At 74.2% G+C, this 19,310-nt stretch carries 17 protein-coding genes; 12 read left to right on the top strand and 5 right to left on the bottom strand.

Going from position 1 to position 19,310, the window contains the following annotated elements; translation table 11 throughout:
* Positions 1–20: 20 nt before the first annotated feature.
* From iolD to iolC, 4 genes are read right to left on the bottom strand one after another with little or no spacing between them, the layout of a single operon-like run.
* Positions 21–1,865 carry a 3D-(3,5/4)-trihydroxycyclohexane-1,2-dione acylhydrolase (decyclizing) gene (gene iolD, locus ABZ452_RS14645; RefSeq protein WP_357942835.1) on the bottom strand — a complete coding sequence of 615 codons (1,845 nt, stop codon included), beginning with the start codon at positions 1,863–1,865 and terminating at the stop codon, positions 21–23.
* A complete protein-coding gene (gene iolB / locus ABZ452_RS14640; protein WP_357942636.1) occupies positions 1,865–2,761 on the bottom strand; it encodes a 5-deoxy-glucuronate isomerase in 897 nt (298 codons plus the stop codon). The genes iolD and iolB overlap by 1 nt, the downstream gene beginning before the upstream one ends.
* Positions 2,758–3,645, bottom strand: a complete 888-nt coding sequence (locus ABZ452_RS14635; protein WP_357942634.1) for an aldolase — start codon at positions 3,643–3,645, stop codon at positions 2,758–2,760. The genes iolB and ABZ452_RS14635 overlap by 4 nt, the downstream gene beginning before the upstream one ends.
* The gene (gene iolC, locus ABZ452_RS14630; RefSeq protein WP_357942632.1) at positions 3,642–4,625 is read right to left on the bottom strand and encodes a 5-dehydro-2-deoxygluconokinase; all 984 of its coding nucleotides are present in this window, start codon (positions 4,623–4,625) and stop codon (positions 3,642–3,644) included. Before iolC ends, ABZ452_RS14635 begins: the two co-directional genes overlap by 4 nt.
* A gap of 188 nt (positions 4,626–4,813) precedes the next feature.
* On the opposite strand from iolC, the gene ABZ452_RS14625 reads away from it, so the two are divergent.
* From ABZ452_RS14625 to ABZ452_RS14585, 9 genes are all read left to right on the top strand, one after another.
* Positions 4,814–5,551: a GntR family transcriptional regulator gene (locus tag ABZ452_RS14625; protein ID WP_357942629.1), complete on the top strand. Its 738-nt coding sequence runs from the start codon at positions 4,814–4,816 to the stop codon at positions 5,549–5,551.
* Positions 5,552–5,705: 154 nt separating this feature from the next.
* Complete coding sequence (locus ABZ452_RS14620) at positions 5,706–7,103, top strand: extracellular solute-binding protein (protein ID WP_357942627.1); 1,398 nt, start codon at positions 5,706–5,708, stop codon at positions 7,101–7,103.
* Positions 7,078–8,025 carry a sugar ABC transporter permease gene (locus ABZ452_RS14615; RefSeq protein ID WP_357942624.1) on the top strand — a complete coding sequence of 316 codons (948 nt, stop codon included), beginning with the start codon at positions 7,078–7,080 and terminating at the stop codon, positions 8,023–8,025. Before ABZ452_RS14620 ends, ABZ452_RS14615 begins: the two co-directional genes overlap by 26 nt.
* Entirely contained in the window at positions 8,022–8,903 is an 882-nt protein-coding gene (locus tag ABZ452_RS14610) for a carbohydrate ABC transporter permease (protein ID WP_357942622.1), read from the top strand. Before ABZ452_RS14615 ends, ABZ452_RS14610 begins: the two co-directional genes overlap by 4 nt.
* Positions 8,903–10,057, top strand: coding sequence for an ABC transporter ATP-binding protein (locus ABZ452_RS14605; protein WP_357942620.1), 1,155 nt, complete (start codon positions 8,903–8,905; stop codon positions 10,055–10,057). The genes ABZ452_RS14610 and ABZ452_RS14605 overlap by 1 nt, the downstream gene beginning before the upstream one ends.
* A 2-nt stretch (positions 10,058–10,059) precedes the next feature.
* Positions 10,060–11,268: a CehA/McbA family metallohydrolase gene (locus ABZ452_RS14600; RefSeq protein ID WP_357942618.1), complete on the top strand. Its 1,209-nt coding sequence runs from the start codon at positions 10,060–10,062 to the stop codon at positions 11,266–11,268.
* Positions 11,259–12,167 carry a sugar phosphate isomerase/epimerase gene (locus ABZ452_RS14595; protein WP_357942616.1) on the top strand — a complete coding sequence of 303 codons (909 nt, stop codon included), beginning with the start codon at positions 11,259–11,261 and terminating at the stop codon, positions 12,165–12,167. The genes ABZ452_RS14600 and ABZ452_RS14595 overlap by 10 nt, the downstream gene beginning before the upstream one ends.
* Positions 12,164–13,309: a Gfo/Idh/MocA family oxidoreductase gene (locus ABZ452_RS14590; protein ID WP_357942614.1), complete on the top strand. Its 1,146-nt coding sequence runs from the start codon at positions 12,164–12,166 to the stop codon at positions 13,307–13,309. The genes ABZ452_RS14595 and ABZ452_RS14590 overlap by 4 nt, the downstream gene beginning before the upstream one ends.
* The gene (locus tag ABZ452_RS14585; protein ID WP_357942612.1) at positions 13,309–16,056 is read left to right on the top strand and encodes a hypothetical protein; all 2,748 of its coding nucleotides are present in this window, start codon (positions 13,309–13,311) and stop codon (positions 16,054–16,056) included. Before ABZ452_RS14590 ends, ABZ452_RS14585 begins: the two co-directional genes overlap by 1 nt.
* 12 nt (positions 16,057–16,068) lie before the next feature.
* On the opposite strand, the gene ABZ452_RS14580 is transcribed toward ABZ452_RS14585, so the two are convergent.
* Positions 16,069–16,989 (bottom strand): hypothetical protein, encoded by a 921-nt coding sequence (locus ABZ452_RS14580; protein WP_357942610.1) that lies wholly within the window; start codon positions 16,987–16,989, stop codon positions 16,069–16,071.
* A gap of 311 nt (positions 16,990–17,300) precedes the next feature.
* On the opposite strand from ABZ452_RS14580, the gene ABZ452_RS14575 reads away from it, so the two are divergent.
* The 3 genes from ABZ452_RS14575 to ABZ452_RS14565 all read left to right on the top strand — a co-directional run bounded on the left by ABZ452_RS14575 (position 17,301) and on the right by ABZ452_RS14565 (position 19,302).
* Positions 17,301–18,158, top strand: a complete 858-nt coding sequence (locus ABZ452_RS14575; RefSeq protein WP_357942608.1) for a zinc metalloprotease — start codon at positions 17,301–17,303, stop codon at positions 18,156–18,158.
* 166 nt (positions 18,159–18,324) lie between these two features.
* Positions 18,325–18,957: a TMEM175 family protein gene (locus ABZ452_RS14570; protein WP_357942606.1), complete on the top strand. Its 633-nt coding sequence runs from the start codon at positions 18,325–18,327 to the stop codon at positions 18,955–18,957.
* A 168-nt stretch (positions 18,958–19,125) separates the two neighbouring features.
* Positions 19,126–19,302 carry a hypothetical protein gene (locus tag ABZ452_RS14565; protein ID WP_357942604.1) on the top strand — a complete coding sequence of 59 codons (177 nt, stop codon included), beginning with the start codon at positions 19,126–19,128 and terminating at the stop codon, positions 19,300–19,302.
* The last annotated feature ends 8 nt before the right edge of the window (positions 19,303–19,310 follow it).

Here is a 19,310-nt window from a genome sequence, read left to right as displayed (position 1 = left end):
CAATCGTGACAGGGAACCCGTCAGGAGGGACGCAGGTGGGTGCGCCGGGTCTTGCGTCCCGCCTCGTACGTGGCCCGGGCGGCCCGCCCCTCCGCGGTGGTCGACACCTCGGCGACCGGCACGTCCCACCAGGCGCCGGCGTCCGGCCCGGCCTCGAACCGGTCGGTCCGCACGTGCACCACGGTGGTCCGGGTGCCCGCCTTCGCCGTCGCCAGGGCCGCCCGGAGCTGATCCATGGTGGACACCCGGATCAGGTCGGCGCCGAGACTTGCCGCGTTGGCGCCGAGGTCGATCGGCAGCGGCTCCCCGGCCCGGCCGGCGTAGGCGGTGCCGAGCCGCTGCGCGCCGACGCTCTCCGACAGCCGGCCGATCGAGGCGAAGCCGGAGTTGTCGACCAGCACCACGACCAGCTTGACGCCGTCGGCGACCGCGGTGGCCAGCTCGCTGGGCAGCATGAGGTAGGAGCCGTCGCCGACCAGCACGAACACCTCGCGTTCCGGCGCGGCCAGCTTCACCCCGATCCCGCCGGCGATCTCGTAGCCCATGCAGGAGTAGCCGTACTCGACGTGGTAGCTCTTGGGATCGTCGCTGCGCCACAGCCGGTGCAGGTCGCCGGGCATCGACCCGGCGGCGCACACCACCACGCCGCGCGGGCCGGCGGCGTCGTTGACCGCGCCGATCACCGCGGTCTGGGTGGGCCGCGCGTCCGGGTCGGCGTGCCGGGCGCGGTCCGCGACGGCCGTCCACCGCTCGCGCAGCCGGGTCACCGACTCCCGGTACGCCGGCTCGGTGGCCCATCCGGCGCAGGCCTCGCCGAGCGCGGTGAGGCTCTCGCGCGCGTCGCCGACGACCTGGGTGCCGGACAGTTTCGCCGCGTCGAAGCGGGTGACGTTGAGGTTGACGAAGCGGGCTCCCTCGCCGAACAGGGTGCCGGAGGCGGTGGTGAAGTCGCTGTAGCGGGTGCCCACCCCGATGACCACGTCCGCGCCGGCCGCGATCTCGTTGGCGGCGGTGGTGCCGGTGACGCCGACCGCGCCGAGGGCGAGCGGGTGGTCGTGCCGCAGGGCGCCGGTGCCGGCCTGGGACTCGGCGACCGGGACACCGTGCTCCTCGGCGAACCGGCGCAGCGCCTCCGTCGCCCCGCTGTAGATCACTCCACCGCCGGCCACCAGCAGCGGCCGGCGTGCCGCCCGGACGATCGCGGCCGCCCGGGCCAGCGCGGCCTCGTCGGCGCGGGCGCGCGGCACGTGCCAGACCCGTTCGGCGAACAGCTCGTCCGGCCAGTCGTACGCCTCGGCCTGCACGTCCTGCGGCAGGGCGAGGGTGACTGCGCCGGTCTCCGCCGGGTCGGTCAGCACCCGCATGGCGGCCAGCAGCGCCGCGGGCAGCTGTTCCGGCCGGTTGATCCGGTCCCAGTAGCGGGAGACCGGCCGCAGCACGTCGGTGACGCTGACGTCGTAGGAGCGCGGGTCCTCCAGCTCCTGCAGCACCGGGTTGGCGACCCGGGTGGCGAAGATGTCGCCGGGCAGCAGCAGCACCGGCAGCCGGTTGATGGTGGCCCCGGCGGCGCCGGTGACCAGGTTCGTGGCGCCCGGGCCGATGGAGGTGGTGCAGGCCAGGGTGCTGAGCCGGTCGGTCATCCGGGCGTACGCGGCCGCCGTGTGCACCATCCCCTGCTCGGTGCGGCAGAGGTGGTAGGGCAGGTCGCCGCCGGCGGTGGCCAGGGCCTCGCCGATCCCGGCGACGTTGCCGTGCCCGAAGATGCCGAAGCAGGCCGGGATCAGGCGCTGCCGCCGCCCGTCGCGTTCGGAGTACTGCCGGGCCAGGAACGCCACGACCGCCTGCGCCACCGTCAACCTGAGCATCACGCCGCTTTCGTTCCGGGCCGGGTCAGCGGCAGCCGCGGGTCCACCGGCTGGCCGGCCCAGCTGCCCCGGATCCAGCCGTGCCGGGGATCGTCCACGCAGGCCATGGTCCGGGCGGCACCGGGTCCGGCCAGCACGTTCAGGTAGTAGAGGTCGTAGCCCGGTGCGGCCATCGACGGCCCGTGGTAGCCGTACGGGACGAGCACCACGTCGCCGGTGCGCACCTCGGCCAGCACGTCGATGGGCCGGTCGGCGGTGCCGTAGACCCGCTGGTAGCCCACCGGGCCCTCGCCGGGCGCGCCGCCGGCCACCTCGAAGTAGTAGACCTCCTCCAGGGCGGCCTCGACCCGCCCGTCGTCGTACGCCCGCTCCTGCTCGTGCTTGTGCGGCGGGTACGACGACCAGTTGCCGCCGGGCGTGAGCACCTCCACGGCGACCAGCCGGTCGCAGTCGAAGGCGTCCGGCGCGCAGAAGTTGTTGACCTGCCGGCTGGCCGGTCCGGCGCCGCGCAGTTCCACCGGCACGTCCCGGGCCGCGCCGTAGCGGGGCGAGAGCCGGCGGGTGGCGCGCGCCGACGGCAGCGCGAAGCGTCCCGCGCCGCGGATCGTCACGTCGGCGTCCCGGGGCAGGTAGGCGAAGTCGGTGACCGCGGCGAACACCGACGTCCGCCCGGTCAGGGCGAGCCGCAACCCGTCGCAGTGCACGACGGCGGCGCCGGCCAGCGGCAGGACCAGCATCTCCTCGTCGCCGGTGGTGAAGCTGACCTCGCCGCCGGCGGGCAGGGTGAGCACCCGCAGCCCGGCGTAGGTCCAGCCGGCCCGCTCGGGGGTGACCTCCAGCGCCCACGGCGCGCGGGCCGTGGCGCCCCAGGGCAGGTGGGCGTCGGGGGTCCTCACGCGTCCTGCCCGGTGGGCAGCAGCGAGCCGGCCAGGTCCACGGCGGCGGCCACGTCGTCGTCGGGCGGGTAGAGCAGCGCCCGGCCGACCACCAGGCCGCGCACGCCGCGCAGCCGCAGCGCCCGCGCCCACCGGGCGTACACCACGTCGGGCGCCTCCACCGGGTCGCCGCCGAGGAGCAGGACCGGCAGCGTGGTCGCGGCCATCACCCGCTCCATCTCGTCGATGGCCGGCAGCTTCAACCAGGTGTACGCGCTGGTCGCGCCCAGTGCCTGCCCGACGCTGACGCCCTTGATGACCGCCTCAGGGCGCAGGTCGGCGCTGACCCGGCCGCCGTCGCGGGCCACCCAGAGCGGTTCCACCAGGGCCACGGTGCGGTGCCCGGCGAGGGCGGTGACCGCCTGGGCGCAGGCCTGCAGGGTGGAGGCGGTGGCCGGGTCGTCCGGGTCGATCCGGCAGAGCATCTTGCCGCCGTCGTAGCGCATCGCGGCGATGCTGTCGGCGTCGTAGGCGGTGAACCGGTCGTCGAGTTCGAAGGTGGCGCCGGAGAGGCCGCCGCGGTTCATCGAGCCGATGGCCAGGCGGTTCTCCAGGGCGCCGAGCAGCAGCAGGTCCTCCAGGATGTCCGGGGTGCCGAGCACACCGTCGACGCCGGGCCGGGACAGCGCCACGCGCAGCCGGTCGAGCAGGTCCACCCGCCCGGCCATGGCCATCGGCCGGTCGCGTACCCCGAGGGCGCCGCGGGCCGGGTGGTCGGCGGCGATGACGAACAGCGGCCGGCCCGGTTCGGGCCAGGGCCGGCGGGTACGGCGGGCGGCGGCTTCGGCGATCGCCTGCGGCCGGTGCGCGCGGGTGCGGGTCAGCGCGTCGTACTCGGTGCTCACCGGTCTTCTCCTGTCAGGACGGCGGTCGACGGCGCCGGGCGCGGCGCGGCGTCCCCGGCCAGCGCCGCCGTCTCGGCGTAGTCGGGCATGGCGGAGGAGCAGGCCAGGCGGGAGGCCACGATCGCGCCGGCGGCGTTGGCGAAGCGCATGGTCCGCTCCAGCGGCCAGCCGCGCAGCAGCCCCAGGCAGAGCGCGCCGCCGAACGCGTCGCCCGCGCCCAGCCCGTTGACCACGTCCACCGGCACCGGCGGCACCCGTACGCTCTGCTCCGCGGTGCGGGCCAGCACGCCCGCCGGGCCGAGCTTGACCACGGCGAGCCGGGGCCCCCGTTCGAGCAGCAGGTCGGCGGCCCGGTCGGGGTCGCGGGTGCCGACCGCGATCTCCACCTCGTCGAGGTTGCCGACGGCGACGGTGACCTGGGGCAGCGCCTCGGCGACGGCCGCCGTGGCGGCCGCCGGGTCGGGCCAGAACATCGGCCGGTAGTCGAGGTCCAGCACGGTGTGCGGGCGGCCGGCCCGGGCGGCGAGCGCGGCGGTGTGCGCGTCCCGGCTGGGTTGCTGGCACAGGCCGGTGCCGGTGAGCCAGAAGACGCGGGCCGAGGTGATCGCATCGAGGTCCAGCTCCTCGGGGCGGATCTGGAGGTCGGGGGCGGTGGGGGTGCGGTAGAACCACAGCGGGAAGTGGTCCGGCGGGAAGATCTCGCAGAAGGTGATGGGGGTGGGCAGCCCGTCGACCGGGCGGACCTGGCTGTCGTCCACACCGAACTCGCGCAGCGCCCGGTGCACGTAGCCGGCGAAGGCATCGGCGCCGGTGCGGGTGATCAGGCCGGCGCGCAGGCCCTGCCGGCTGGCCGCGACCGCCACGTTGGTGGGGCTGCCGCCGAGGAACCGGCCGAACGTCTCCACCTCGGCCAGCGGTGTGGCGACCTGCAACGGATAGATGTCCACCCCGACCCGGCCGATGGTGAGCACATCGAGCATGCGGCGCCCTCCGTCCCGGCCGGCGTCGGCGTGTCCGCCAGCTTGACCGTCCCTGATTGGTAACAGTGCCCTACGAGTTGTGTCAATGTGTTGTCATGACAACCGCGCTCTGCGCTCCGTGATCGCTTCGGTACAGTGGCGCGCATCAGCACTCCCCGATCCCGCGCAGCCGCAGCGAGGAGGATTCCGTGACCGGCCCCGAGATCGCGGTCGACCGCAGCAGCCCGGTCCCGCTCTACTTCCAGGTCGCGCAGCAGTTCGCCGCGGCGATCCAGCGCGGTGAGCTGGCACCGGGGGACCGCCTGGACAGCGAGTTGCAACTGGCCGACCGGCTGGGGCTGTCCCGGCCCACCGTGCGGCAGGCCATCCAGCACCTGGTCGACAAGGGCCTGATCGTCCGCCGGCGGGGCGTGGGCACCCAGGTGGTGCGCGGCGAGGTCCGCCGGGCCGTCGAGCTGACCAGCCTGCACGACGACCTGGTCCGCGCCGGCCAGCGGCCGTCCACCTCGGTGCTGGAGCTGGCCACCGTGGCCTGCCCGCCGGCGGTCGCCGCCGCCCTCGGCGTGCCGCCCGGGGGCGAGGTCCAGCACCTGCGCCGGCTGCGGTTCTCCGACGGGGAACCCCTGGCGCTCATGGAGAACTGGCTCCCGGTCGACCAGCCGCGGCTCACCATGGCGGCCCTGCAGGCCGACGGCCTCTACGCGATCCTGCGTGCCGGCGGGCGGCGGATCCGGGGCGCCCAGCAGCGGATCGGGGCACGGGCCGCCACCGCCGCCGAGGCGCAGATGCTCGGCGAGCGGCGCGGGGCGCCGCTGCTCACCATGACCCGGACCGCGTACGACGACCAGGGTCGCTACGTCGAGCACGGCGCGCACATCTACCGGGCCAGCCGCTACTCCCTTGAGGTGACCGTCGCCGAGCGGTGACGGTGGATGTTTCGCGCTCATTTCAGTGACAGGTATTTACGTCGTCAGGCTGTCATGACATTGTGGCCGCAAGCACCGCCGGCGGCGGACGTGCGGCCGGCGGGGCGACCTCGCGAGTCTCTTCGAAGTTCCTCCTTGCGAAGGGAAACAGCCCATGTCAGCCAAGCCGAGACGCGCCGCCGGCGTGCTCGCCGCGTTCACCGCCGTCGCCCTCACCGCCACGGCCTGCGGCGGCTCGGACGAGCCCGCCGGTAAGGACGCCAAGAACATCACCCTCACCATCTCCGCGAACTCCATCGTCGGCGGCAAGAACTCCGCCGGCGCGGAGTGGATCGAGAAATGGGTCATCCCCAAGTTCGTCGAGGCGCAGAAGGCCAAGGGCGTCACCGCCAAGGTGACGTTCGTGCCCAGCGGCGTCGACGACGAGGCGTACAAGACCAAGATGGCCCTGGACCTGCGGTCCAAGGGCGGCGCCGACGTGATCGCCGTGGACGGCATCTGGGTCGGCGAGTTCGTCCAGGCCGGTTACCTCAAGCCGCTGTCCGAGGTGTCCGGCGACCAGGTCGACTCCTGGGAGGGCTGGTCCCAGATCCCGGAGACCGTGCAGGGCCTCGGCTCGTTCGAGAACAAGCGCTACGGCATCCCGCTGGGCACCGACGGCCGGGTCCTCTACTACAACAAGAAGCTCTTCGCCCAGGCCGGCCTGCCCGCCGACTGGCAGCCGAAGAGCTGGCAGGAGATCCTCGACGCCGGCGCCAAGCTCAAGGCGCTGCCCGGGGTGACGCCGATCCAGATCAACGCCGGCACCGCGATGGGTGAGGCCACCTCGATGCAGGGCGCGTTGCCGCTGCTGGTCGGCGCGGGCGGCGAGATCTACAAGGACGGCAAGTGGGCCGGCGCCACCCAGCCGGTCAAGGACATGCTCGACTTCTACACCAAGGTCTACGGTGGCGGCCTGGGCGACCCGAAGCTCCAGCAGGAGGCCAAGGGGCGCGACAAGTCGTTCGCCGAGTTCGCCGCCGGCAAGATCGGCATCCTCGGCGAGGGTGACTACTTCTGGCGCAGCGTCATCAACCCGAAGGACGGCATCGCCAAGATGGCCGACCGGGACACCACCGTCGGCTACGCGATGATCCCCGCCAAGCAGCCCGGCGCGGGCATCCGCGGCCAGGACTTCGTCAGCATGTCCGGTGGCGGCGTCCGGGTGCTCAACCCCAACTCCAAGTTCCCCTCCCAGGCGTGGGAACTGCTGTCGTTCATGCACTCCGCCGAGGGGGTCAAGGCCGAACTCGCCGGCGAGGCGCGCATCACCGCGCGGCAGGACGTCAACAAGGAGGTCCTCGCGGGCGACCCGATGCTCAGCTTCATCACCGAGAAGGTGCTGCCGGTGACCGCGTACCGGCCGCCGCTGGCGGTGTACCCGCAGGTGTCGGTGGCGCTGCAGGAGGCGACCGCCGCGGCCGCCTCGGGCAAGAGCGCCGACGAGGCGGCCGCCGCGTACCAGAAGAAGGTCGAAGGGTTCGTCGGTGGTCCAGGTAACGTCACCTCCTGACGAGGTGGTCGAGGGAGTGCGCCCGGTCACGGGCGCCTCCCCGGCCCCCGACGCCGCCGGGCTCGGCCGGGCCCGGGCCACCGGGTTCCTCGTCCCGGCCATGGTGCTCGTCCTGGTCTTCCTCGTGGTGCCGGCCGCCTGGACGATCTACCTGGGCGTGACCAACTACCGGCTGACCGGGCTGGCCGCCGCCCATCCCGAGGTCGTCGGCCTGGACAACTACACCCAGGCCCTCGGCGACGAGCGGTTCCGCACCTCGCTGCTGCTCACCCTCCAGTTCGTCCTCGGCTCGGCCGTCATCGGCCAGGCCGGCCTCGGCTTCGCCATCGCGTTCGCGCTGCGCGACCGGCGCGGCCCGCTGCGCCGGGTGGTCGAGGGGTTCGTCCTGCTCTCCTGGATCCTGCCCAGCTCGGTGGTCGCCTTCCTGTGGATCGCCCTGCTCGACCGGGACGCCGGCACGCTCAACGCGCTGCTCGGCATCCCCGGGACGGCGTGGCTGCTGGACCACCCGATGCTGTCGATCATCATCTTCAACACCTGGCGCGGCACGGCGTTCTCGATGATGCTCTACGCCGCCGCGCTGGAGAACGTCCCCCGCTCGCACCTGGAGACCGCCCGGCTGGCCGGCGCCTCGACCTGGCAGCAGCTGCGCGACGTGGTCTTCCCCCGCATCCGCGGGCATGTGCTGACCAACCTGCTGCTGATCAGCCTGTGGACGTTCAACGACTTCGCGCCGTTCCTGATCACCGCCGGCGGGCCCGAGCAGCGCTCGGAGATCCTGCCGGTCTACGTCTACAAGGTGGCGCTCTCCGGCGGCGAACTGGGCTTCGGCGCCGCCATCTCGTTCATCATGCTGCTGATCAACCTGGTCATCGCGCTGATCTACCTGCGCATGCTCGGCCGGCGGAAGGAGTCGGCGTGACCACCACCGCGGCGCCCGCAACCACCACCAGCGAGCCGACCGGCGAGCGGCCCACCGTCGCGGTACGCCACCTGCTCGCCCAGATCGCCCGCTACACGTTCCTCTGCGCCGTCCTGGGCTTCTTCGCGCTTCCGCTGCTGTGGCTGGCCACCGCCCCGTTCGACGACACCCCGACCATCACGGCCTCGCTGCCCCGGTTCACCCTGGACAACTTCCGTGCCCTGCTGGACAACCCCTACGCGCTGACGTCGCTGCTCAACTCGGTCTACCTGGCGGCCGGCACCGCGGCGCTGGTGGTGACCTTCGGGGCCCTCGCCGCGTACGCGCTGAGCCGGGTCCGGGTGCCCGGCCGCGACGCGCTGCTCTACGGGCTGCTGCTGCTGTCGTCGATCGTCACCGGCACCGCCACCATGGTGCCGCTGTTCGAGCTGGCCTTCCGGCTCAACCTCATCGACTCCCGGCTCGGCGTCATCCTGATCCTCAGCGGCGGGCTGCTGCCGGCGGCCATCTTCATCCTCAAGGACTTCATGGACTCCACCCCGACGTCCTACGAGGAGTCGGCCCGGGTCTTCGGCGCCAGCCCGTTGCAGATCATGCGGCACATCGTGGTGCCGCTCGTCCGTCCCGGCCTGGCCACCGTGGGTGTCTGGGCGGTGGCCAACGTGTGGGGCAACTTCCTGGTGCCGTTCCTGCTGCTGCGCGGGCCGGACAAGGCCCCCGCCGCGGTGATCATGTACACGCTCTACACCGAGGGCGGGCAGGCCGACCTGCGGCTGCTCTCCACCTTCTCGCTGCTCTACTCGCTGCCGGTGGCGCTCATGTTCGTCTTCGTCAGCAGCCGGTACGGGTTCCGCTTCCACGGAGGGATCAAGCGCTGATGTCCGCCATCACGATGCGCGAGCTGACCAAGGTCTACCCCGGCGGGGTACGCGCCCTGGACGCCCTCGACCTGGAGATCGCCGACGGCGAGTTCTTCGCCCTGCTCGGCCCGTCCGGCTGCGGCAAGACCACCCTGCTGCGCACGATCGCCGGCCTGGAGGTCGCCTCCGGCGGCAGCGTGCGGATCGGCGAGCGCGAGGTCACCAACCTGCCGCCGGGCAAGCGGGACGTGGCCATGGTCTTCCAGGACTACGCCCTCTTCCCGCACATGACCGTGCGGGACAACATCGCCTATCCGCTGCGGATCAAGAAGGTCGACCGGCGCAGCCGGGGCAGCAAGGCCGCCGACACCGCCGACGAGCTCGGCCTGTCCGGGCTGCTGGAACGCCGTCCGGGGCAGCTCTCTGGCGGCCAGCAGCAGCGCGTCGCCCTGGCCCGCGCGATGGCGTGCCACCCGCAGGTGTTCCTGCTCGACGAGCCGCTGTCCAACCTCGACGCCCGGCTGCGGCTGGAGGCCCGGACCTTCCTCAAGCGCCTGCAGCGGGAGTTGGGCGTCACCACCGTCTTCGTCACCCACGACCAGGCCGAGGCGCTCGCCCTGGCCGACCGGATCGCGGTGATGGAGGGCGGCCGGATCCGCCAGGTCGGCACCCCCACCGAGGTGTTCCGCCGCCCCGCCAACACCTTCGTGGCCGGCTTCATCGGCTCCACCCCGATGAACCTGATCGACGCGCGGGTGCGGGGCGACGAGCTGGCCGTGGCCCGGGCCCGGCTGCCGCTGCCCGACGACGCCCGCGGCCAGGTCACCGACGGCGAGCGGCTGGTCTACGGGATCCGCCCCGAATACCTGGACTACTCCCCCACCGAGGTCCCCGGCGCGCTGACCGGCGAGGTCGTCGTCGTGGAGAACCTGGGCAGCGTCTCCCTGGTCTCGCTGGACGTGCCCACCGACGACGCCGAGGCGGGCGACGAGGCCGGCCGGACCAGCGTGCAGGTCGTGGTGCCCGAGGGCGCCGAACCCGAACCGGGCGACACCGGCTGGGCGGTGCCCCGCCCCGGCCGGTCGCTGCTCTACCGGGACGGGAACCTGGTGACGGCCACCGCCACGGCGGCCGTGCCGGCCCCCCGCGCCGACGCGGCCGTCCGGAGCTGACCGTGGTCGTGCACCGCGGCAGGTGGACCCTCCAGGACCGGGCCGACGACGTGCTGCGGCCCCTGCCGGTCACCGTCGCACCGGGCACCGCCGCGCTCACCGTCCGGCTGGACTATCCCCGCGAGGCCGGGGTGCTCGACCTGGGCTGTGTCGGGCCCGGCGGCTTCCGGGGCTGGTCGGGGGGCGCCCGCGACGGCTACACCGTGGCCGCCGGCTGGGCCACCCCCGGCTACCTGCCGGGCGAGCTGGAACCCGGCGAGTGGCAGGTGCTGCTGCGGTTGCACCGCATCTCACCGGACGGGCTGGCCTACGAGGTCACCGCCACCACCAGCACCACGCCGCCGCCCGCGCCACCCGCACCGGCGGCGCCACCGCGCCCCGACCGCCCGCCCCGCCGCGACCTGCCCGCCGTCGACGGCCGGCGCTGGCTCGCCGGTGACCTGCACGCGCACACCGTGCACAGCGACGGCAGCCAGACCATCGACGAGCTGGCCGCGCTCGCCGCCGCCCGCGGCCTGGACTTCCTCGCCGTCACCGACCACAACACGGTCAGCCACCACCCGTGGCTGCCGGACGCCTCCGCCCGCTACGGCATCACGCTGCTGCCCGGCCAGGAGGTGACCACCGACCGGGGGCACGCCAACGTGTTCGGGCCGGTGGGCTGGGTCGACTTCCGCCGCCCGCCGGACGAGTGGCTCGCCGCCACCCGGCGCGACGGCGGGCTCATGTCGGTCAACCACCCCCTGGGCGGCGACTGCGCCTGGCGCCAGCCGCTGGCCGAACGCACCCACCTCGTCGAGGTGTGGCACTCCGGCTGGTGGGACCGCACCTGGGGCGCCCCCCTCGCCTGGGCGCGGGCGTGGCGGCCGGACGTCGTGGCGATCGGCGGCAGCGACTTCCACCGCCCCGGCGACGACGCGCCGCCCGGCTCCCCCACCACCTGGGTGCTCGCCGACCCCGACCGCGCACCCGTCGACGCCGTGCTGGACGCGCTGCGCGGCGGCCGTACCGCCGTCTCCGCCGACCCCGACGGGCCGCTGCTGCTGCGCCTCGGTGACGAGCTGCTGGCGCTCGACGCCGACGGCGCGCTGCTGGCCTACCCGGACGGCCGGCACCGGCTGGTCCGCGGCGACCGGTGCCTGCTGCCGGCCGGCGACGGGCTGCACGTCCTGGAGTCCCACCGCATGGAGGTGATCGCACTGTGCAGCTGACCGCACGCACGCGGGTGGCCGGCGCCCCCGTCAACTACGGCATCTACCAGCCCACCGGCGCACCCGTCGGCCCCGAGGACCTGCTCGCGGCGCTGGCCCGCGACGGCTACACCGGGGTGGACTCCGGCCCGATCGGCTACCTCGGCACCGGCGAGACCCTCGCCCGGCGGCTGGCCGCCGCCGGCATCGCGCTGGCCGGCGGCTGGGTCGACCTGCGCTTCGCCGACCCGGCCGGCTTCGCCGAGGACCTGGCCCAGCTCGACGCCGCGCTCGACGTGTTCACCGCCGCGCCGGTCGACGACCCCCGGTTCGCGCCCCGGCCGACCCTGGCCTGCCCCGGCAACCCGGGCCGGATGGCCCGACCGGGCGTCCCGACCGATCTGGCGTCGGCGCTGCCCGCCGCGGCCTGGCCGGACTTCGCCGCCCGGGTGCAGCAGGCCGCCGACCGGTGCCGCGACCGCGGGCTGGAGCCGGTGTTCCACTACCACCTCGGCACCGACGTGGAGACCGAGGCGGAGGCCGACCGGCTGCTCGACCTCACCGACATCGCCGTCTGCCTGGACACCGGGCACCTGGCGCTGGCCGGCGGCGACCCGGTGGCCGCCGTACGCCGCTGGGCCGGCCGGATCGGCCAGGTGCACCTGAAGGACGCCGACCTCGCCGCCCACGCGCGGGCCCGGGCGGCCGGCGGGGGCCTCATGGACGTGGTCGCCGCCGGCGGCTTCTGCGCCCTGGGCCGCGGCGACGTCGACTTCGCCGGGGTGTTCGCCGCCCTCGAAGACATCGGCTACACCGGCTGGCTGGTCGTCGAGCAGGACGCCCCCGAGGGCGGGGACCTCGACCGGATCCGCGCCGACCAGCACGACAACCGGCGGTGGCTCGAGGAGGCGCTGCGATGACCGAGCCGGGCAAGCGGATCCGGATCGCGGTGGCCGGGCTGGGCATCATCGCCCGCACCGTGCACCTGCCGCTGCTGCAGCGCCGGAGCGACCTGTTCGAGATCGTCGCGCTGGCCGACTTGTCCCCGTCCCGGATGACCGAGCTGGGCGAGCGGTACGGCGTCGAGCCCACCCGCCGCTACACCGATGCCGCCCGGATGGTGACCGACGGCGGCTGCGACGCGGTGCTGCTGGCCACCTCCGGCTCGCACGGCGACCTGGCCGCGCTGGCGCTGCGCGCCGGCCTGCCCGTGCTGTGCGAGAAGCCGCTGGCCTACACGCGCGCCGAGACGGCCGTGCTGGCCGACCTGAGTGCCGGCAGCCCGGCGCTGATGGTCGGCTACATGAAGCAGTACGACCCGGCGGTGGCCGAGGCCGCGCGGCTGCTGGCGGAACTCGGCGGCGCGGAGCGGGTGCACGCCGTGGAGGTGACCGTGCTGCACGCCGGCGGCGACCGGCAGCTCCGCTTCGCCAACCTGCCGCCGGCCGCCGGCGACCTGCCGCCCGACGAGGTGGCCCGGCTGTCCGCCGCCGACCGGGCGCTGCTCGACGCCGCCGTCGGCACCGACCCGGGCGCCCGCGCGCTCTACCAGATCCTGATCAACAGCATCTCGCACGACCTGTCCCTGCTGCGGCTGTTCACCGGGGCACCGGCCACCGTGGAGCAGGTCGCCACCTGGCCGCTCACGCCGGACGGGCCGGCCGAGCCGTCGGTGGAGATCAGCGGCCGGCTGCCGGACGGCGCCCGCTACGGCATCCGGTGGCTCAACCTGCCCGACTACCCCGCCTACCGGGAGACGGTCACCCTGCACCACGCCCGAGGCTCGCTGGAGCTGGTGTTCCCCTCGCCGTACCTGCTCAACGCGCCGACCACGCTGACCGTGGTGGACGAGCACGGCGGCGGCGAGCGGCGGGCCGCGTACCGGTCGGTGACCGAGGCGTTCGAGCAGGAACTTGTCGCGTTCCACGCGATGGTCACGGCGGGCGCCGCGCCGCTGACCGGCATCGCCGAGGGCGCGGCCGACGTACGGACCAGCCAGCAGGTGGTACGCCGCTACGGTGAGCTGACCGGGGCGGCGATCGGCGGAGAGGCGGCAAGCTGATGACGCGACCGACCGAGATCATCGTGGTGCCGCACACCCACTGGGACCGGGAGTGGTACGAGCCGTTCCAGCGGTTCCGGCTGCGGCTCGTGGCGCTGCTCGACGACGTGTTCGACCGGATGGAGCGCGACCCGCGGCAGCGGTTCACCCTGGACGGGCAGCTCGCCGCGGTCGACGACTACCTGGAGGTCCGCCCGGAGCGGCGGGAGCAGGTGATCGACCTGGTCCGCGCCGGCCGGCTGGCGGTGGGCCCCTGGCAGATCCTGCTCGACGAGTTCCTCTGCTCCGGCGAGAACATCGTCCGCAACCTGGAACGCGGGTTGGCGCGCAGCGCCGAGCTGGGCGGCGCCATGCCGGTCGGCTACCTGCCCGACATGTTCGGCCACATCGCCCAGATGCCGCAGATCCTGGCCGGCGCCGGGCTGGCCCACGCCTGCGTGTTCCGGGGCGTGCCCGAGCGGGTGCACAGTCACGCGTTCGCCTGGCAGGCGCCCGATGGCACCACCGTCCGCACCCAGTACCTGCCCGGCGGCTACGGCAACGCGGCCGGCCTCATGGACGACGCCGCGCAGGTCACCCGCCGCGCCGGCGACCTCGCCGACCGCCTCGCCGAATGGCGTCCGGCCGGCGACGACACCCCGGTCCTGGCCATGTACGGCACCGACCACGCCGCACCGGCGCCGGACGCCCCCGACCTGCTGGCCACCGCCGACGTGGCCGGCACCCGGCTGCGGCTGGGCACCCTCGCCGAGTACTTCGCCACCCAACCGGCCACGGTCGACGGGCTGCCCGTGGTGCGTGGCGAGCTGCGCTCGCACGCCCGGGCCAACATCCTGCCCGGCGTGATCTCCGTCCGCGCGCACCTGAAGCAGGCCATGAACCGCGCCGAGCGGCGGGTCGAACGGTACGCCGAACCGCTCGCCGCGCTCACCCACGACGGGTCCGTGCAGCGCTTCCTCGACATGGCCTGGACCCGGCTGATCGACGCGAGCTGCCACGACTCGGTCACCGGCTGCGGCTGCGACGAGACCGCCGAGCAGGTCGCCGCCCGGCTCGCCGAGGCCGACCAGCTCGGCCGGGCGGTCTGCGACCTGGTCGGCGCGCGGCTCTCGGCCGCCGTGCCCCGGGACGGTCACCTGCTGTTCAACCCCACCCCGGCGGCGCGTACCGCCCTGGTGTGCCTCGACGTGGCGGTGCCGGCCGACGGCGCCGTGGCGCTGGCCGACGCCACCGGCCGCAGCATGGCCACCCAGGTCCTCGACCGGAGCCGCACGCTGCTCGCCGACGACGTGGTGCCGGCCGCCGAGCTGCCGGCCGTCCTCACCCGGGTGCACGGCCGGGAGCTCTACGGTCAGGAGGTCACGGCCTGGTCGGTGTCGCCCGAGGACGCCACCCTCACCTTCGAGGTGGCCCGGCACGGCGACCCGGCCTTCGACGTGGAGGACGTCCGGCTGGCGCTCGCCGCCGCCGGACAGCCCGACCGGTGGCGGGTACGGATCCTCGCCGCTCCCCGGGCCACCGTGGCCGCCCTGGTCGACGTGCCGCCGCTGGGGCACGCCGCGGTCCGGCCGGCGCCGCTCCCGGCGACCGCCACGCCCGCGTCGGACCCGGTGACGGTTGCCGGCCGCAGCCTCGACAACGGCCTGCTCCGGGTCGACGTCGCGGAGGACGGCACCCTCGCGCTGTCCACCCCGGACGGGGTGACCGTCGACGGGGTCGGCCGGATCGTCGACGGCGGCGACGTGGGCGACAGCTACAACTACGCGCCGCCGGCCGCCGACGAACTGGTCGACAAGCCGCGGGCGGTGCGGACCGTGGTGCGCCACGACGGCCCGCTCGTGGCCGTCCTGGAGGTGGTACGCGAGTACCGCTGGCCGGTGGCCGCGGACGTCGACGCCGGCTCCCGCTCCGTGGACCGGGAACCCGTCACCGTGACGACCCGGGTCGAGCTGCGCCGCGGCGAGGGCTTCCTCCGGCTGCGCGTCGAGTTCGACAACCGCTGCGACGACCACCGCGTGCGGCTGCACCTGCCGCTGCCGTCGCCGGCCGACACCTCGTACGCCGAGGGCCAGTTCGCCGTGGTGGCGCGCGGCCTGACCGCCGAGGGCGGTGGCGGTGAGGTGCCGCTGCCCACGTTCCCGGCCAACGGGTTCGTGGCGGCCGGCGGGCCGGACGGCGCGCTCGCCGTGCTGCTGACCCAGCCCACCGAGTACGAGCTGACCGACACCGGCCGCGAGCTGGCGGTCACGGCGCTGCGGTCGATCGGGATGCTGTCCCGCAACCGGCACGCGCTGCGCGACGAACCCGCCGGCCCGCAGCTGCCCACGCCCCAGGCGCAGTGTCGCGGCACCCGCACGGTCGAGCTGGCGGTGCTGCCGTACCGGGGCGCCTGGCACGAGGCGGGTGTGCTGGCGGCGGCCGAGGCGTACCGGCACGAGCTGCTGTCGTTCCCCGGCACCGCCGACCCGGCCACCGCGCTGCCCGCGCCGGCGGTCGGGCTCGCCGTCGACGGTCCGGGCGTCGCGGTGACCAGCGTGCGGGACCGGGCGGGCCGCACCGAGGTGCGCCTGGTGGCGCAGACCCCGGTGGACACCACCGCCGTGCTCGGCGGCGCGCCGGTACGCGGGGCGTGGCGGGCCGACCTGCTCGGCCGGGCCGGCGAGCCGCTCACCGTCGACGCTGACGGGTCGGTCCGGCTGCCGCTGCGCGCCTGGGAGATCGCCACGGTGCAGCTCGACCTCACCTGACCCGCCGTCGCCTCATCCCTTGCGCGGCGCCGGCGGCACGGCGTTGTCGACGTCGAGCAGACCGGCGTCGACAACGGCCCGGCTCAGCGGCCGGGTCAGCTCGGCGAGGCGGGCGCACCCGTCGGCGCCGAGCACCGCGTACGCGGGCGTGGCGAGCCGGTCGGTGGCCGCCTCGATCCGCGCGCGCTGCGCCCGTCCGCTGTCGGTCAGGGTCGGCTCGTCGCCCTCGACCAGCCCGCGCCCGCGCAGCCGCTCGACCGCGTCCGCCCACTGCTCGCCGGTCCAGCCCCGGGTGCGGCGCAGGAAGCGGACCGACACCTCGCCGGAGGCGGCGTGCAGCACCAGCGCCTCCAGCCCGGTCAGGCCGGCGAGCACCAGGGCGGCCACGTGCCCGTCGCCACGGAACTCCCGCAGGAGCGTCTGGGCCTGCCAGAGGATCAGGTGCGGCTGGTCCGGCCAGGGCAGCGCCGCGTGTGCCGCGAACAGCGGCCGCCCCTCGGGGTGTGCGGTGGCGGCTTCGGCGGCGCGGCGGGCCAGCTCGGCGGCCTCGACCAGCTCCGGGGCCCGCACCGCGTCGCCGAGCGCCCGGGTGAGGGCCGCGTCGGCGGCGTCCCGCCGGGCGGCCAGCACGGCGGCCGGTGTCGCCCGCTCCCAGGCGGCCGGGAGCACGCGGGCCACGAGGTCCGGGCTGAAGTTGAAGAAGCTGGCCACCACCGGGCCGGGACCGACCGGTCCCAGGGCGGCCGCGCGGGAGGCGAAGTAGCCGGCCGGGGCGGGGAGGCCGAGGGCGGCGTACCGCTCGTGCGCCTCCGGCACGAAGTAGATCATCGCGTGCAGGGGCTCGGTCACCCGCCAGGCGCGGCGCACGACGGCGGGATCGAGCGCCTCCGGTTGCTGCCCGCCCGGATCCGCCAGCGCTGTCAGGTCCGCCATGTCACTGCCTTCCGCCGGGAACGTTACCGACCGGTAGGTTCCCATGCCGGCGGCGGCCTGTCACCCCACGGGTGCGACGGCTGCCTGGTGGGGGCCTTTTGCTCAGGTCAGCGGCGTGTTCTCATACCGGGACGACGACTGTCACCGGCCCGCTTGCGGCAACCCTCGTCCACTCAGGTCGGTGGCTCCATCCGGCGAAAGGTGCAACGATGCACAGAAGATCCACCTTCCGACTGGCGGTCCTGACCGCCACCGCGGCGACATTCCTGGGGGCCGGCGGAGCATCCGCGGCGGTGGGCACGGCAGCCTCCGTGACCGCCTCCGCGGGCGTGACGGCGTGCGCGCCGGGCCAGGGGCACAGCGCGGCGCGGGTGAGCGAGGGCGCCACCGCCCAGGAGCCCGAGCTGTATTCCAAGAACGAGGCGAACGCCTACGGCGTGATCAAGGACGCGCCGCGCCTGCCCAACGGCAGCGTCACCGTGCCGACGGTCTTCCACATGGTCTCCGACCACGCCCTGAGCGCGGCCGAGACCAACCGGTGGAACACCCTCATCGCGGCGCAGATGAAGGTGCTCAACGACTCGTACGCGGGCCGCACGGCGTCGGACGCCTCCGACACGCCGTTCCGGTTCTCGCTGGTCGACACGACGTGGACGGTCAACAGCGACTGGTACACGGTCGTGCCCGGCAAGAACGAGCGGGACATGAAGAAGGCGTTGTACACCGGCGACGCCCGCACCTTGAACGTGTACGCGGCCAACATCGGCGGCGGCCTCCTCGGCTGGGCGTACTTCCCGAAGGGTTACAACAACGGCCGGGACTACATCGACGGCGTGGTGATGCTCGACGAGTCGATGCCGGGCGGGACGGCGGGCAAGTACGCCCTCGGTGACACGCTGACGCACGAGGTCGGGCACTGGCTGATGCTGGAGCACACCTTCGCGCACGGGTGCTCCGCCTCGGGCGACTTCGTCGCGGACACCCCGCGGGAAGCGGCGCCGCAGTTCAACTGCCCGGTCGGCGCGGACACCTGCACCGCACCCGGGCTGGACCCGATCCACAACTTCATGGACTACACGCAGGACTCCTGCATGAACATGTTCACCGCCGGCCAGGCGGACCGGATGAGTGACGCCTGGGTGGCGTTCCGGTCCGGGGGCGGCAAGTAGCACCGGGTACCGGGGGTTGACGGGCCGCGACCAGCGACCCGTCAACCCCTTCCGGGTACGGCGCCACGAAATGCCGCTCGGCGTTCGCGGTCCGCGGCCGCTGGTGCCCGATGCTGGGACCGTGACAGAACCCGCTGGTTGGCCAGGAAGGTCATCACCGTTCGGCATGGAGCGGGATCCTTCGCGGGTCGTCGCGTTCAGCGACGCGGTCATCGCCATCGCCGTCACGCTGCTCGTCCTGGAGATCCGTCCACCGGAGGACAGCCGGCACCTGCTGCACGGCCTCGTCACGCTCTGGCCGTCCTACCTGGCCTACGTCGTCACCTTCATGTTGATCGGGCAGGTGTGGGCCAATCACCACGTCATGTTCGACCAGATCCGCACCGCCGACCGGACGGTGCTGTTCCTCAACACCGTGCTGCTGATGGACATCGCCTTCCTGCCCTTCGCCGCCTCGATTCTGTCCCAGGCGTTCCGCGACGGGCACGGAGAGCGCGTCGCCGTCGTCCTCCACGGCGTCACGTTCGAAGTGGCGGCCGTCCTGTTCAACGTCATCTGGGCGTACGCACGCCGTCGTCCCGGGCTGCTCGTGACCACCATCGACTCCGCCGGCGCCCGAGCCATCACCCGGCGCTTCCGGCTCGCCCTCACCTGGATCGCCGCCGGCACGCTGGTGGGCGCCCTCGTTCCCGCTCTCGGCGTCGCGGTCATCGCCGCGTTCATCCCGTTCTACTGGCTGCCGATCCGGGGCGAGACCGGCCGGGTGGGGCCGCGCCGTGGCCGGGTCGATCCGGCGTGACCGCGGGTGGCCGGAAGGACTCACTCACCCGGGCGGTGTCGAAGTTCCGAAACATCCCGAACGGCCGCTTTGACGCCTTCATCATGGCAACGAGACAGGACACGAGCGCCAGGAGGCAACGAGATGAAGCGTCGGCGGAGCAGGCGGCGGTCACTGCTGCAGGCAGCGATGATCACACTGACGGCAGTGGTGGCGGGGGCGGCGGTGCTCCGCGCCGGGCGCCGGCACGCCGCGAGAGACATCCCGGCGGGCGCGCTTCCCGTCCGGGGCGGTGACGGCACGGAAACGACGGTCTCCTCGCCGCCGCTCGGCGCGTCGCCGATCCTCACCCGCTCGACGGACTGAGCCCGCCG

This window comes from Micromonospora sp. NPDC005707, assembly GCF_040631005.1.
Lineage (GTDB): Bacteria > Actinomycetota > Actinomycetes > Mycobacteriales > Micromonosporaceae > Micromonospora.
This window is presented reverse-complemented; position numbering and strand designations above follow the sequence as displayed.